Origin of the sequence: Pseudaquidulcibacter saccharophilus, from assembly GCF_019455445.1 — a bacterium.
Taxonomy (GTDB): Bacteria; Pseudomonadota; Alphaproteobacteria; order Caulobacterales; family Aquidulcibacteraceae; genus Pseudaquidulcibacter; species Pseudaquidulcibacter saccharophilus.
Window position 1 is genome coordinate 926,214 of the sequence record NZ_JAHWUS010000001.1, and the last position, 13,426, is coordinate 939,639.

13 protein-coding genes are annotated in these 13,426 nt (G+C 43.6%); 7 read left to right on the forward strand and 6 right to left on the reverse strand.

Going from position 1 to position 13,426, the window contains the following annotated elements; genetic code table 11:
• Positions 1-30: 30 nt before the first annotated feature.
• The gene (gene dnaK, locus KXV15_RS04390; protein WP_240006937.1) at positions 31-1,944 is read right to left on the reverse strand and encodes a molecular chaperone DnaK; all 1,914 of its coding nucleotides are present in this window, start codon (positions 1,942-1,944) and stop codon (positions 31-33) included.
• Between the two features lie 739 nt (positions 1,945-2,683).
• On the opposite strand from dnaK, the gene KXV15_RS04395 reads away from it, so the two are divergent.
• A complete protein-coding gene (locus tag KXV15_RS04395) occupies positions 2,684-3,661 on the forward strand; it encodes an aspartate-semialdehyde dehydrogenase (RefSeq protein ID WP_240007206.1) in 978 nt (325 codons plus the stop codon).
• A 53-nt stretch (positions 3,662-3,714) separates the two neighbouring features.
• Here the strand turns inward: KXV15_RS04395 and KXV15_RS04400 are convergent, their stop codons facing one another.
• The 4 genes from KXV15_RS04400 to argB are packed head-to-tail and all read right to left on the reverse strand — an operon-like array spanning position 3,715 to position 6,847.
• On the reverse strand, positions 3,715-4,359 hold the full coding sequence (locus KXV15_RS04400) for a glutathione S-transferase family protein (RefSeq protein ID WP_240006938.1): 645 nt from the start codon (positions 4,357-4,359) through the stop codon (positions 3,715-3,717).
• A gap of 3 nt (positions 4,360-4,362) precedes the next feature.
• On the reverse strand, positions 4,363-5,211 hold the full coding sequence (dapD, locus tag KXV15_RS04405) for a 2,3,4,5-tetrahydropyridine-2,6-dicarboxylate N-succinyltransferase (protein WP_240006939.1): 849 nt from the start codon (positions 5,209-5,211) through the stop codon (positions 4,363-4,365).
• Complete coding sequence (locus KXV15_RS04410) at positions 5,211-5,924, reverse strand: pyrimidine 5'-nucleotidase (protein WP_240006940.1); 714 nt, start codon at positions 5,922-5,924, stop codon at positions 5,211-5,213. The genes dapD and KXV15_RS04410 overlap by 1 nt, the downstream gene beginning before the upstream one ends.
• Entirely contained in the window at positions 5,921-6,847 is a 927-nt protein-coding gene (gene argB, locus KXV15_RS04415; protein ID WP_275671543.1) for an acetylglutamate kinase, read from the reverse strand. The genes KXV15_RS04410 and argB overlap by 4 nt, the downstream gene beginning before the upstream one ends.
• Before the next feature lie 254 nt (positions 6,848-7,101).
• Between argB and KXV15_RS04420 the strand changes: the two genes are divergently transcribed.
• Positions 7,102-8,574 (forward strand): OmpA family protein, encoded by a 1,473-nt coding sequence (locus KXV15_RS04420; protein WP_240006941.1) that lies wholly within the window; start codon positions 7,102-7,104, stop codon positions 8,572-8,574.
• Between the two features lie 145 nt (positions 8,575-8,719).
• On the opposite strand, the gene KXV15_RS04425 is transcribed toward KXV15_RS04420, so the two are convergent.
• A complete protein-coding gene (locus tag KXV15_RS04425) occupies positions 8,720-8,992 on the reverse strand; it encodes a hypothetical protein (RefSeq protein WP_240006942.1) in 273 nt (90 codons plus the stop codon).
• A 191-nt stretch (positions 8,993-9,183) separates the two neighbouring features.
• Here KXV15_RS04425 and KXV15_RS04430 point away from each other — a divergent pair, with 191 nt between their 5' ends.
• From KXV15_RS04430 to ccoP, 5 genes are all read left to right on the forward strand, one after another.
• Entirely contained in the window at positions 9,184-9,486 is a 303-nt protein-coding gene (locus KXV15_RS04430; protein ID WP_240006943.1) for a MazG nucleotide pyrophosphohydrolase domain-containing protein, read from the forward strand.
• 253 nt (positions 9,487-9,739) lie between these two features.
• The gene (gene ccoN / locus KXV15_RS04435; protein WP_240006944.1) at positions 9,740-11,425 is read left to right on the forward strand and encodes a cytochrome-c oxidase, cbb3-type subunit I; all 1,686 of its coding nucleotides are present in this window, start codon (positions 9,740-9,742) and stop codon (positions 11,423-11,425) included.
• A gap of 17 nt (positions 11,426-11,442) precedes the next feature.
• The gene (gene ccoO / locus KXV15_RS04440) at positions 11,443-12,183 is read left to right on the forward strand and encodes a cytochrome-c oxidase, cbb3-type subunit II (protein ID WP_240006945.1); all 741 of its coding nucleotides are present in this window, start codon (positions 11,443-11,445) and stop codon (positions 12,181-12,183) included.
• Position 12,184: 1 nt separating this feature from the next.
• Positions 12,185-12,352 carry a cbb3-type cytochrome c oxidase subunit 3 gene (locus KXV15_RS04445; RefSeq protein ID WP_240006946.1) on the forward strand — a complete coding sequence of 56 codons (168 nt, stop codon included), beginning with the start codon at positions 12,185-12,187 and terminating at the stop codon, positions 12,350-12,352.
• Between the two features lie 27 nt (positions 12,353-12,379).
• Positions 12,380-13,270 carry a cytochrome-c oxidase, cbb3-type subunit III gene (gene ccoP / locus KXV15_RS04450; RefSeq protein ID WP_240006947.1) on the forward strand — a complete coding sequence of 297 codons (891 nt, stop codon included), beginning with the start codon at positions 12,380-12,382 and terminating at the stop codon, positions 13,268-13,270.
• The last annotated feature ends 156 nt before the right edge of the window (positions 13,271-13,426 follow it).

Genomic DNA, 13,426 nt, shown 5'->3' on the forward strand with positions numbered 1-13,426 from the left:
CTTTCGCAGGGGAGGATATAAGGGCGTTAATTACTTTTTATCGCCGTCAACGTCTTCGAATTCAGCGTCAACAATATCATCGCCATCAGCTTTGGCAGCCGCCGCAGCATCAGCATGAGCCGCAGATTCTTCGGCTGCTTGCTGTTCTTTGTACATGATTTCGCCAATTTTCATTGCCGCTTGCATCAATTCGTTGTTAGCAGCCTGAATTGCCGCAACATCGCCACCTTGGACAGCGTCTTTGGTTTTTGCGATTGCTGCCTCAATTGCGCCTTTGTCACCTGCTTCAAGTTTAGAACCATATTCAGCAAGCTGTTTTTCAATCGAATGGATTGATGCTTCGGCTTGGTTTTTAGCTTCTACTTCTTCACGGCGTTTTTTGTCGGCTTCGGCATTTGCTTCTGCGTCTTTTACCATTTGCTCAATATCGGCATCAGACAGACCACCGTTTGCCTGAATACGGATTGATTGCTCTTTATTGGTTGCCTTATCTTTTGCTGAAACAGAAACGATACCGTTTGCGTCAATGTCAAAAGTAACTTCGATTTGTGGAACGCCGCGTGGTGCCGCAGGAATACCCAACAAGTCAAATTGACCAAGCAATTTGTTATCGGCCGCCATATCGCGTTCACCTTGGAATACGCGGATGGTAACAGCAGATTGGTTGTCATCAGCAGTTGAGAAGGTTTGCGATTTTTTGGTTGGGATGGTTGTGTTACGCTCGATTAAACGGGTGAACACGCCGCCCAAAGTTTCGATACCAAGTGAAAGTGGGGTAACGTCAAGAAGAAGAACGTCTTTAACGTCGCCTTGAAGAACGCCGGCCTGAATTGCCGCACCAATTGCAACAACTTCGTCTGGGTTCACACCTTTGTGTGGCTCTTTACCAAAGAATGCTTTAACCGCTTCTTGAACTTTTGGCATACGGGTCATACCACCCACAAGCACGATTTCATCAATCTCGCTTGCCGCCAAGCCAGCATCTTTAAGAGCAGCTTTACAAGGTTCAATTGTGCGGTTGATAAGATCGTCAACCAATGCCTCAAGCTTAGCACGAGTAAGTTTAAGGTTAAGGTGAAGCGGACCAGAAGCGTCCATTGTGATGAACGGAAGGTTTACTTCATATTGAGTAGTGGTTGAAAGTTCTTTTTTCGCTTTTTCAGCTTCTTCACGAAGACGTTGCAAAGCCAATTTATCGTTACGAAGGTCGATACCTTTGTCTTTTTTGAACTCTTCAGCCAAATAATCAACGATACGCATATCGAAGTCTTCACCACCAAGGAATGTATCACCGTTAGTAGAGCGAACTTCAAACACGCCGTCACCAATTTCAAGAACTGAAACGTCGAATGTACCGCCGCCAAGGTCATAAACCGCAATTGTACGGTTGCCACCTTTATCAAGGCCGTATGCAAGCGCTGCTGCGGTCGGCTCGTTGATGATACGAAGAACTTCAAGACCAGCGATTTTACCCGCATCTTTGGTTGCTTGACGTTGTGCGTCATTGAAATATGCAGGAACGGTAATAACCGCCTGGGTTACTTCTTCACCAAGATAGGCTTCGGCAGTTTCTTTCATTTTGGTCAAAGTCATGGCGGAAATTTCAGCAGGTGAATAGTCTTTATCACGACCTTTTACCCACGCATCGCCAGATGGACCTTTTACAATTTCGTATGGAACAAGTTTTTTGTCTTTTTCAACCATTGGGTCGTTAAAATTACGACCAATCAAACGCTTGATTGCGAAAAAGGTTTGATCCGGGTTGGTTACTGCCTGACGGCGCGCCGGTTGACCAATCATACGCTCACCGTCAGCGGTGAAGGCAACTACTGAAGGGGTAGTACGCGCACCCTCAGAGTTTTCGATAACTTTTGCGGCTTTGCCGTCCATAATGGCAACGCAAGAGTTGGTAGTTCCCAAGTCAATACCAATAATTTTTCCCATTTTTACTTTCCTTCTGCATGGCTTTAAAAGCCCACGCTTTTTTAGATTTGGCATTGCCCGCATTAAGGCGCAAGCCAGTTAAGATTAAACCTTATATGATTACGAATTATGGGCGTTTCAAGACCTTTAAGTTCATGCTGCCCATTCCCCAATAACCATAATGAACACGGGGAATATGGGAAAGTTTTTGATGTCTTCAAGGGGTAAATGAAAAAATGGTGTGATTTATGACAGGAAATTGCAGAAGGTTATAATGTTAATTATATTGAATGAGAAATCTGATATTTTTCTTAAAGATATATATGGGGCATCTAATGCTTTCGCAAACCAGATATTGAATATTTTGTTTCACAAAATTCTGGTGTGGTAAGAACGGATTTTTAAATAAACCAAGGTTTTGCGCAAAAAAGTTTCGCATAATCTTTTCAAGTCATTATTTTATATACAAAAATTGCAATAATTGCCGTTGACATGAAATAATTTGTTGGCTAGTTGGCGCGTGATGACAAACCAAATGATTACAAAGATTACCATTAAACCAACTCGCTGCGGCGGGGTGGGTTTGTATGGGCGCGTAATTTAAGGGCAATCATACAGACAACAACCCCGCGAAAGATGCGGGGTTTTGTTTTTCCCGCATCTCGCAACGCAAATTACTTGCAGGCAAAGGAGATGCAAAGTGTTAGAAAATAATCCACCAAATATCGGTATCGTTGGCGCAACTGGCTTGGTTGGCGAAATGATGCGCGAAATTTTATTAGAGCGTAACTTTCCATTCAATCAATTACGGCTTTTTGCCTCTGCTCGTTCGGCTGGCAAAGTTGTAAAATGCGGTGATAAAGATATTGTGGTCGAAGATGCCGCAACCGCCGATTTTAATGGTCTTGATATCGTTTTCTTTTCAGCGGGTGGATCAACCTCCAAAGCATTGGCGCCAAAAGTTGCGGCTGCGGGCGCTGTGGTGATTGATAATTCATCGGCATGGCGCGATGATTTGGACGTTCCATTAGTGGTTGCCGAGGTTAACCAACATACATTAAAATCAATTCCAAAGGGGATTGTTGCCAACCCAAATTGCACCACAATGGCGGCAATGCCGGTTTTAAAACCATTACATATGGCTGCGGGTCTAAAACGCCTAACTGTAAGCACTTATCAGGCGGTTTCTGGTGGTGGCGTTGAAGGTTGCCAAGTTTTGGAAAGCCAAATTCAGGCCGTAAGTGATAATTGTGGCGAACTTGCCCGCCATCCGGAAAATGTATCATTGCCAGAGGCAAAAAAATGGGCGGTTCCAATTGCCTATAATGTTGTGCCGCTAAATTATGTTTATGTTGAAGATGGCTTTACCGAAGAAGAAATCAAATTGCGCAACGAAAGCCGCCGTATTTTGGAAATTCCAGAACTTCCAGTGGTCGGCACATGCGTTCGCGTTCCTGTTTTCTCTGGTCACTCATTATCAATTAATGCCGAGTTTGAGAATGAAATTTCGGTGCAAAAGGCGCTTGAATTACTTGGCGCTGCCGAAGGTGTCGCAGTGGTTGATATTCCAAATCCATTGGATGCAACCGGCAAAGACCCTGTGTTTGTTGGGCGGGTTCGCAAAGATCCAACCGTTGAACATGGCTTGGCGCTGTTCCTATCCAATGATAACCTTCGCAAGGGCGCGGCATTGAATGCGGTACAAATTGCCGAAGTATTATTAAGCGGCAAATACTAATAAAAAAGGGTGGTATTTTATTCAAAGATACCACCCTTATTCATTTGATAATATTATAAATCGCGGTCCGTTGGTGCCCCAAGCGGAAAATAATTGCGAAACGCGCGCGCATTATCAAATGCCCGTGCATAGGATGGGCGTTTTAATAATCTTTGGCGATATGCGTGCAAATTTGGATATTCATTAGAAATTTGATGTGCCCAATCCGCATAAAGTAAAGAAGGGGCGGCGGCACAATCGGCAATTGTGAAATCATTGCCACAAGCCCATTGCCGCATTTTCATTCTGTCATCAATTATTTTATAGGCTTTTTCAAGTGCCAATACCCATCTGTCATGATTATCAGCTTCACGTCCCAATGCAGTATCAACCAAATGCTGCATGGGGGACATGACATAATTATCAAAAAACCTATCCCACATTCTTGCTTCTTGTGCGGCAAAAGCATCTTGTGGGATTAGTTGTGTGGTTTGTGGAAACTTAACTTCCAAATATTCGATAATTGCGGTGGCTTCAAAAATGAAATTGCCGTCATCCATAAGGATTGGGAAACGACCGATTGGCCATATTTCATTGAATTTTTGGGTTATTTCTTCACCACCATCTAAAATCATTGAATTGAATTCAATGTTCTTTTCATAAAAAGCCATAAGTGCTTTTTGTGAGTAAGATGAAAACGGATGAAAAAATAAATCCATTAATTAGTCCCGCAATAATTCATTAATTCCGGTTTTTGAGCGGGTTTGCGCATCAACACGTTTTACAATCACCGCACAATAAAGGCTTGGACCACCTTTAGGGTCAGGTAGTGAACCCGGAACAACCACGGAATAAGCCGGAACTTCGCCACGGAAAACTTCGCCAGTTGCGCGGTCAATAATTTTGGTGGATGCGCCAAGATAGACACCCATTGAAATTACCGCACCTTCACGAACGATGACGCCTTCGGCAACTTCGGCACGCGCACCAATAAAGCAATTGTCTTCGATAATAACTGGGCCGGCCTGAAGTGGTTCAAGCACGCCACCAATACCAACACCGCCAGAAAGGTGAACATTCGCACCAATTTGCGCGCAAGAGCCAACGGTTGACCATGTGTCAACCATGGTTTTTTCACCAACATATGCGCCAATATTTACGAATGATGGCATCAAAACCGCATCTTTGGCAATGAAAGAGCCATGGCGCACAACCGCACCCGGAACCATGCGGAAACCAGCATTGCGGAAGTCATCCTCATTCCAGCGCGCGGTTTTAAGTGGCACTTTATCAAAAGAGCGCCCTGCGGGTTGAATAAGGTGTCGGTCATGTTCAGGGTCAATCACCATATTGTCATTTAGACGGAAAGAAAGCAGAACCGCTTTTTTAAGCCATTGATTAACAACCCAGTCGCCATCATTCTTTTGCGCCACGCGGAATTCGCCGCGATCAAGACCTGCAAGAGCGTAATCAACCGCATCACGAACTTCGCCAGTGGTTGCAATATTGATTTCGGCACGGTTTTCCCATGCGTTATCGATAGTGGTTTGAAGTTGCTGGGTATCAGTCATTATTCTTTTCCCTGTTTAATTACGTTTTCGATAAAACCGCCAAGGTTATCAGTGTTAAAATGGATATGCTCTTTTTCGGTGTCCTCTAAACCCGCTGGCTTGTGGCCTTCTGGTTCATCGTTCCAATCATGATGTGACCATACCAAAAGCGTCATAAAGCCCATTTCATGTGCGGTTACAAGATTTTTCGATAAATCTTCGACCATTACCGCAGATTGCGGGTTTATATCATGGGTTTTAATAAGAGTTTCAAAAGCACTTTTTTCGGGCTTTGGTTTAAAATCGGTGGCGGCAATATCGATTAAATCGTGAAAAATACCTTCAAGTCCAAGCGCCTTGAGCGCATTTTCGGCATGTTTACGTGAACCATTGGTAAAAACCGTCTTACGCGCAGGTAATGCGTTTATAGCATCACGAAGGCGTGGATCAGGTTTTAAAATTGAATAATCAATATCATGCACGTGGTGCAAATAATCATATGGATCAATATCATGATGAAGCATTAAGCCATTAAGCGTTGTGCCATGTTCAACATAATATTTTTTTTGAATTGCGCGTGCCTCATCAAGTGGAAGCCCAAGAAAATCGGCAACATAGCGGTTCATCTTTACCTGAATTTGCGGAAAAAGCGCACATTCTTGCGGGTAAAGCGTGTTATCAAGGTCAAAGACCCAGTCTTTTGCCGCATATAGTTTTTCTAGACCGTCTATCATGCCTTTATCAGAGTGCCGATACCGGTTGAGGTGAACAATTCCATCAAGATTGAGTGGTGTTGACGACCGTCAAGGATTACAACCGCCTCTACACCGGCCTCAATCGCCGCGATTGCGGTTTCAAGTTTTGGAATCATGCCGCCAACTGCCGCACCGGTTTCAATTAATTCACGGGCGCGTTTTACATCCATTTCGCGGATTAATTCTTTATTTTCGTCCAAAACGCCTGCAATATCGGTCAAAAGTAAAAAGCGTTTTGCCTTTACTGCGCCTGCCAATGCACCTGCTGCGGTGTCGGCATTTACGTTGAATGTTGAACCACTTTCATCAACGCCAATTGGTGCGATTACAGGAACATAATCATGATCCGCACTTAGAAGTGACATCACAAGTTGGGCATCAACCTTTGCCGGATCACCAACAAAGCCCAAATCAACCACGGCTTCGATATTAGAATCAGGATCTTTTTTGGTGCGTGTAACTTTTTCAACTTTGAAAAGATTGGCGTCTTTACCTGAAAGACCAACCCCGCGCACATCTGCTTCACGTCCTGCATCGGTTATAAGGTGCGCAAGCTCTTTATTAACTGCACCAGATAAAACCATTTCGGCAATTTCCATGGTTTCTTTATCGGTAACACGTAAACCATCGATAAAACGGCTCTCAACACCCGCTTTTTTAAGCATTGCAGAAATTTGCGGGCCACCACCATGAACCACAATCGGATGAATCCCAACCAGCTTCAAAAGCACCACATCGGCGGCAAATTTCTTTGCGCTTTCACTGTCGCCCATTGCATGGCCACCATATTTTATGACCACGGTTTCGCGGTCATATTTTTGGATATATGGCAATGCCTCGGCAAGGGTTTTTGCGGTGGTTTTTGCGTCTTCAAAAGGGTTGTTAATAGCGTCTTTAGTCATGGTGTGCGCAATAGCCACAAAAAACGTCAAAAGCAAATAAAAAATATTATTTTGACCTGTTGTTAGTTATCTATTTACCTTGTTTTAGACCTTGCAACATTTTGTACTTATAATTGCAATGAATCTATTGCTCAAATATAGTTAATTCTGATTGCAAAATAATTCGATTTGTAGCAAAAGTGCCGTTGAGAGGGTGGGGATTCTTAAGAGAATTTCTAAACGCCTAAGGGCGTATTTAGTATCAGGAGATATTTATGGCTGGAAAGAAAATTGTGGATGAGGCAAAAGACGCTGCATCTGCTGTAACAAAAAAGACTAAAGCTGCTGTTACAAAGACGGCAGCAAAGGGTGCAAAAGCGGCAAAAGAAGTTGCTGATAAAGGTGCGGATGTTGCCAAAGATGTAACTAAAAAAGCAACTAAAGCGGCCGCAAAAGGTAAAGACGCAGCAAAAGGTGCTTTGGGTGCTGCTGCTGGCGTTCTTGGCAAAGTAAAAGATAAAGCTGTTGATGTTGCCGGCGATGTTGTTGACGGTGCAAAAGATGTTGCCGAAAATGCTGCTGAGGCTGCTGGAAATGTTACTGAAAAAGTAACCAAGGGTGCAAAAGCTGCTGCTGCTAAGGCTGCGGAAGCTGCAAAAGACGTTGTTGAAGATGCGGGCGAGGTTGCTGCAAAAGTGACTAAAGGCGCAAAAGACGCGGCCGAAAAAGTTGGTGATGTTGCCGAAGATGTTGGTGACGCAATTAAAGACGGCGTTGAGAAAATTGGCGGCGTGGGCGTTGCGGCGCTTGGTGCCGGTGCGGCGGCTGTTGGTGGTGTTGCTGCTGCGGCGGGCGACCTTGGTAAAGGTGCGGCTGACTTGGCTGACAAAGGTCTTGATGCGGCACAAGATGTTGCCGAAAAAGGTGCTGCCCTTGCCAAAGATGCGGTTGCTGGCGTTGGTGCTGCTGCAACTGGCCTAGTTGAAGAAGGCAAAAAAGGCGGTGGCATTCTTATTCCATTGCTTTTGATTGTCGCTGTTGGTGGCCTTGGTTGGTATGCCTTGACCAAAGGTAATGCAAAAACTGAAACCCCTGCGGTTACTGCCGAAGTTAAGGCGGAGCAACCAGCATGGTTTGGCGCAATCACCGAAGAGCTTAAAGCCAAATTCCCTTGGTTAAGCCTTAAATTAAATGGAACTTCGTTGATCGCTTCTGGTGAGGCAGCGGACAAAAATGCGAAAGATGCGGCACTTGCAGATCTTTCTATGGGTCTTGAAACTTCTGAAGGTAAAGGCACTTTGGTTATTGATGATATCAAAGTTGCTGGCTCTACTGAGGCACCAATTGGTGCGGCATTGGCGGCTTTGGGTGAAAATCCTGATGCGGCGGCTTGTACAAAAGCTTTCACCGACACTATGGCGGGGCGCACCATTAATTTTGCAACCGGTGCAGCAACTGTGAACAGTGATTCTGCTAATTTGCTTAATGTTCTTACTGGTATCGCAACCGCATGTAAGGCACATAAAATCGAAGTTGCTGGACACACTGATGCACGTGGTAATGCCGATGATAACCTTAAACTTTCACAATCTCGTGCCGATGCGGTTAAAGCATTCTGGGTAGAGAAGGGGGTTCCTGCTGAGGGGCTAAGTGCAAAGGGATATGGCGCGACCAAGCCGCTTGATCCTGCTGCTACTGAAGAGGCATATGCAAAAAATCGCAGAACTGAATTCACAGTTACTGATTAATATCAATTAGATTGAATAAAAGCCGCCCATTGGGCGGCTTTTTTTATGTTTTATGGTTTTGTAAAAACCGCCCCCAAAAGCCGCCAAACACAAAAAAACCCGAAGGCGTAACCTTCGGGCTTAATTTGAGATATTACTTAAATGATTATGCTTTTTTGAAAAGAGAAATCAAAGAAGCACCAAAGGCAGCCACAGCAACATAGCAATATGGGCAGTGTCCGATTAAACCCATTTCATGGAAGCCGTTACCGCTATTTGTAAACAAAGAGCAGAAAGCTTGTCCTGAAATTTGTGCCTCAGGTGAAAGGGTCGTCAAGTAGGTTGAAATAAGGCCTACTATTGCCCACAAAACAGATGTCATAATGCCAGATTTAGAAAAACCGATTTCCAAATTCATAGCTCTAGCGATTGATTTCATATTCGCCCCCAAAAAACTAACCCGCATGCAATAGGATATAATGTCCTACTCGTAAATACTGAATCTGCTAAAACCAAGCGCGACAATTGCGCGCAATTTGTGTTAATTGCTTTTTACGCTTTTTGTTGCGTCCGTTTGCGACATATATAAGCACATATAATATATATGAACTGTTATGTTTGGGTAAGCAGATGGATAGCAAAGAATTAACGCAAAAAATCATTCAAGTTTCGGATATTTATGCCAATCGTTTTAATATTGCGCGTGACAAAGATTGGTATTTCTATAAATTTATAGAAGAAGTTGGCGAAATGACCAAAGCCTATAATGATTATTGTGGTCGTGGTCGCAATGCCCCGACAAAAGAATCAGAACAACAGTTTAGGGATGAACTTGCCGACGTGTTTGCGCATTTAATATTGTTTGCAAAGGCACATGATATAGATTTTGAAGACGTTATAAAAGAAAAATGGTTTCAATATCTCGAAAAATGATTCTTTATATTCTTGTACTAGAGGCATACACCTTAAGTATTTAGTTTTTTATTCAATGTTACAGAAGTCCAGACTTGGACGGAATGTCCACTTGTAATTTGCATAAAAATTTTTCCCAATAGCAGTAAAAAACCGTGATGCGACATTAAGTCATGTCCCATTAATATTAAAAATAGCGCATTGGAAAGGTTGATTTCCATCACCGTAGTATTATACGGATGGAATCTATGTGTTATTTATTAGGGGTGGTTCAATGACTGATGCTACACAATCTGCACCGTTGCGATTGACAGGCTTTGGTAAACCAGGGGTTAGAATCGACATTTATGTTGTCGCTCTTCTAGCTGCTCTTGGTTTGCTTTGGGGTGTTGCGGCAACGGCTTTTGCACATGATCTTGGAATGAGGGTCATGGCAGTTGAGTTAACATTGTTTTTTGCTTTAGGTCTTTTCGGCATTGCATTCGCAGCGTCAAAAGGAAAATTGGCAATTGACGAAAGCCGCTATGATGATGAACTCATCAAAGTTGGTATTTTTGCGGCAACTTTCTGGGGTGTTGTTGGTATGTTGGTTGGCGTGATTATCGCTTCCCAGCTTGCTTTCCCAGAGTTCCTTTATTTTAAAGAATTTGGTTTCTTAAACTTTGGTCGTTTGCGCCCTGTTCACACTTCTGGTGTGATTTTCGCATTCGGTGGTAACGTTCTTATCACTACAAGCTTTTATGTAGTTCAACGTACCAGCCGCGCGCGTATTTTCGGTGGCTTGCTTCCTTGGTTTGTTACATTGGGTTGGAACTTCCTTGTAATCGTTCCTGCTGCTACTGGTTACGTACTTGGCGTTACTGGCGGTCAAGAATATGCAGAACCAAACTGGATCAGCGATATTTTGATTACAGTTGTTTGGGTTGTGTATCTTGTAACCTTCCTTGGAACTATTTGGAAACGTAAAGAACAACATATTTATGTTGCGAACTGGTTCTATCTTGCGTTTATCGTAACAATTGCGATCCTTCACCTTGTAAACAACCTAGAAGTTCCTGCAAACGTTTGGTCTTCTAAGCAATATTCATTGATGTCTGGTGTTCAGAACGCAATGACACAATGGTGGTATGGTCACAACGCGGTGGGCTTCTTCCTAACTGCTGGTTTCCTTGGCATCATGTACTATTTCGTTCCAAAACGTGCGGAACGTCCGGTATATTCTTACCAATTGTCAATCATCCACTTCTGGGCATTGATCTTCACTTATATGTGGGCTGGTCCTCACCACCTTCACTATACTGCGTTGCCTCAATGGGTTCAAACTTTGGGTATGACTTTCTCAATCATCCTTTGGATGCCTTCATGGGGTGGTATGATTAACGGTCTTATGACACTTTCAGGCGCTTGGGACAAACTACGTACAGACCCAGTTCTTCGTATGCTTGTTACTTCTGTTGCATTCTACGGTATGTCAACATTCGAAGGTCCTGCAATGTCAATTCGTGCGGTTAACTCATTGTCACACTACACTGACTGGACCGTTGGTCACGTTCACTCTGGTGCTCTTGGCTGGGTTGGTATGGTATCTTTCGGTGCTCTATACTGCATGACCCCTTGGGTTTGGAAACGCCAACGCTTGTATTCAGTTAAATTGGTTGAAGTACACTTCTGGCTATCTACCATCGGTATCTTGTTCTACATCACTGCAATGTGGGTATCTGGTATCATGCAAGGTCTAATGTGGCGTGCTTATAACGAGTTTGGCTTCTTGGAATACAGCTTCGTTGAAACTGTTAAAGCAATGAAACCTTACTATATGATCCGTGCTCTTGGCGGCTTGTTGTTCACCACTGGTGCTGCGATTATGGCATATAACCTATGGCGTACTGCAAAAGGCGACATCGCTGCAAAAGAACCTCTTGCTGCAGCTGCTGAAGCTAAAGCGGTTCCAGCTGAATAATTGGGGGGGATTGAAATATGTCATTATTAAGTAAACATGGTGTTTTTGAACGTCACTCTCTAGTTCTTCTCCTTGGTATTATTATCATGGTAAGCATTGGTGGCCTTATCGAAATCGCACCACTTTTCAAAATCGAGTCAACCATTGAAAAAGTACAAGGCGTTCGTCCTTATACACCTTTGGAATTGGTTGGTCGCAACGTTTACGTTCGTGAAGGCTGCTATACATGCCACTCACAAATGATCCGTTCTCTTCGTGACGAGGTTGAACGTTATGGTCACTATTCATTGGCTGCAGAGTCTATGTATGACCATCCGTTCCAATGGGGTTCAAAACGTACTGGTCCTGATTTGGCGCGCGTTGGCGGCAAATATTCAGATGCTTGGCACGTTGAACACTTGACCAACCCTCGTTCGGTTGTTCCAGAGTCTATTATGCCTCCGTATGCATTCTTGAAAACTAAGATGGTTAATCCAACTTTCATTCAAGATGACATCAATACCAATAAAATCGTTGGTGTTCCTTACACCAAAGAAGATATTGCAAGCGCGAAAGATGACTTGATGGCTCAAGCAGATCCAAATGCTGACAGCTCTGGTCTTCAAACCCGCTATGGCGGCAAAGTAAACGTTCGTGACTTTGATGGTGATCCAACAAAAGTTACTGAAATGGATGCTTTGGTAGCATACCTTCAAGTCTTGGGTACTATGGTTGATTTCTCAACTTATGAACCTAAGAAAGCTGATGGTATCCGTTAGGATGTCGTACGAAGCCCTTGCGGCTTTTGCTCAGAAGGGCGGATCTATATACTTTGTAGTTATATTTCTCGCTGTATGTATTTACGCCCTCTGGCCTAAGAACAAAACAAAATTCGATGAAGCGGCGCATATGCCGTTGGAAGACAAAGATGATGATAGACCTTTATAAGGTTAGTCATCTGATTGGAGAATTGTAATGGGAAAACGCGAAGTTGACGATCACTCTGGCGTTGAAACCACCGGTCATGAGTGGGATGGTATTCGGGAATTAGACAACCCGTTGCCTCGTTGGTGGTTGTATATATTATACGGCTGTATTGCCTGGGCAGTAGTATATTGGTTAGTTATGCCTGCTTGGCCTATGCTTAACGACTATACGCACGGTCTAAAAGTTGCTGCATTACCTGACACGGTTAAAGTTGACCGTATCCGTGTTGATGCAGAAGTTAAAGCTCTTCAAGACAAACGTGCACCATTGTTTGCTAAATTGGTTGCAACCCCTCTTGATCAAGTTAAGAACAATCCTGAATTGTTCCAATTTGCGCAAGAAGCAGGTAAAGCAACATTTGGTGACAACTGTTCAACTTGCCACGGTGCAGGTGGTCAGGGTTCAAAAGGTTATCCAAACCTTGCAGACAATGATTGGCTTTGGGACGGCACTTATGCCGGCATCAAACAAACTATTCAGTATGGTATTCGTTCTGGTCACGCACAAGAACGTCTAAGCCAAATGCCACATTTTGGTACTGATGGCTTGCTTGACGCAACTCAAATCAATAACCTTACTGATTATGTTATGACTTTGTCTGGCGTAAAAGGTGCGGATGCAAAAGCTGCTGCTGCTGGTGCGCCATTGTTCCAAGAACAATGTTCATCATGCCACGGTGCAACTGGTACCGGTGACCACCTTCAAGGTGCGCCTAACCTTACTGATAAGATTTATCTATATGGCGGTACTCGTGAAGACATCCACAACCAGATCTATAATGGTCGTGGTAACGTGATGCCTACTTGGGAAGCACGTCTTGATGAAGGCACTATTGATGCATTGACTGTATACATCCACTCATTAGGTGGTGGACAGTAAGTCTATTAAAATTTATGCGAAGGCGGCATTGGAATCCAATGCCGCTTTTGCTATTTCAGGGATATAAAAACCTTTTCTTAAGTAAGGTATTTTAGAATAATAATATTGCGGTCAATAAATACATATATCCTGCGACCCGCGTCATTCTGTCTAATG

Coding starts and splice junctions, on each gene's coding strand:
- dnaK (WP_240006937.1), bottom strand. CDS start 1,944: ATGGGAAAAATTATTGGTATTGACTTGGGAACTACCAACTCTTGCGTT.
- KXV15_RS04395 (WP_240007206.1), top strand. CDS start 2,684: ATGATGCGCGAAATTTTATTAGAGCGTAACTTTCCATTCAATCAATTA.
- KXV15_RS04400 (WP_240006938.1), bottom strand. CDS start 4,359: ATGGATTTATTTTTTCATCCGTTTTCATCTTACTCACAAAAAGCACTT.
- dapD (WP_240006939.1), bottom strand. CDS start 5,211: ATGACTGATACCCAGCAACTTCAAACCACTATCGATAACGCATGGGAA.
- KXV15_RS04410 (WP_240006940.1), bottom strand. CDS start 5,924: ATGATAGACGGTCTAGAAAAACTATATGCGGCAAAAGACTGGGTCTTT.
- argB (WP_275671543.1), bottom strand. CDS start 6,847: ATGACTAAAGACGCTATTAACAACCCTTTTGAAGACGCAAAAACCACC.
- KXV15_RS04420 (WP_240006941.1), top strand. CDS start 7,102: ATGGCTGGAAAGAAAATTGTGGATGAGGCAAAAGACGCTGCATCTGCT.
- KXV15_RS04425 (WP_240006942.1), bottom strand. CDS start 8,992: ATGAAATCAATCGCTAGAGCTATGAATTTGGAAATCGGTTTTTCTAAA.
- KXV15_RS04430 (WP_240006943.1), top strand. CDS start 9,184: ATGGATAGCAAAGAATTAACGCAAAAAATCATTCAAGTTTCGGATATT.
- ccoN (WP_240006944.1), top strand. CDS start 9,740: ATGACTGATGCTACACAATCTGCACCGTTGCGATTGACAGGCTTTGGT.
- ccoO (WP_240006945.1), top strand. CDS start 11,443: ATGTCATTATTAAGTAAACATGGTGTTTTTGAACGTCACTCTCTAGTT.
- KXV15_RS04445 (WP_240006946.1), top strand. CDS start 12,185: ATGTCGTACGAAGCCCTTGCGGCTTTTGCTCAGAAGGGCGGATCTATA.
- ccoP (WP_240006947.1), top strand. CDS start 12,380: ATGGGAAAACGCGAAGTTGACGATCACTCTGGCGTTGAAACCACCGGT.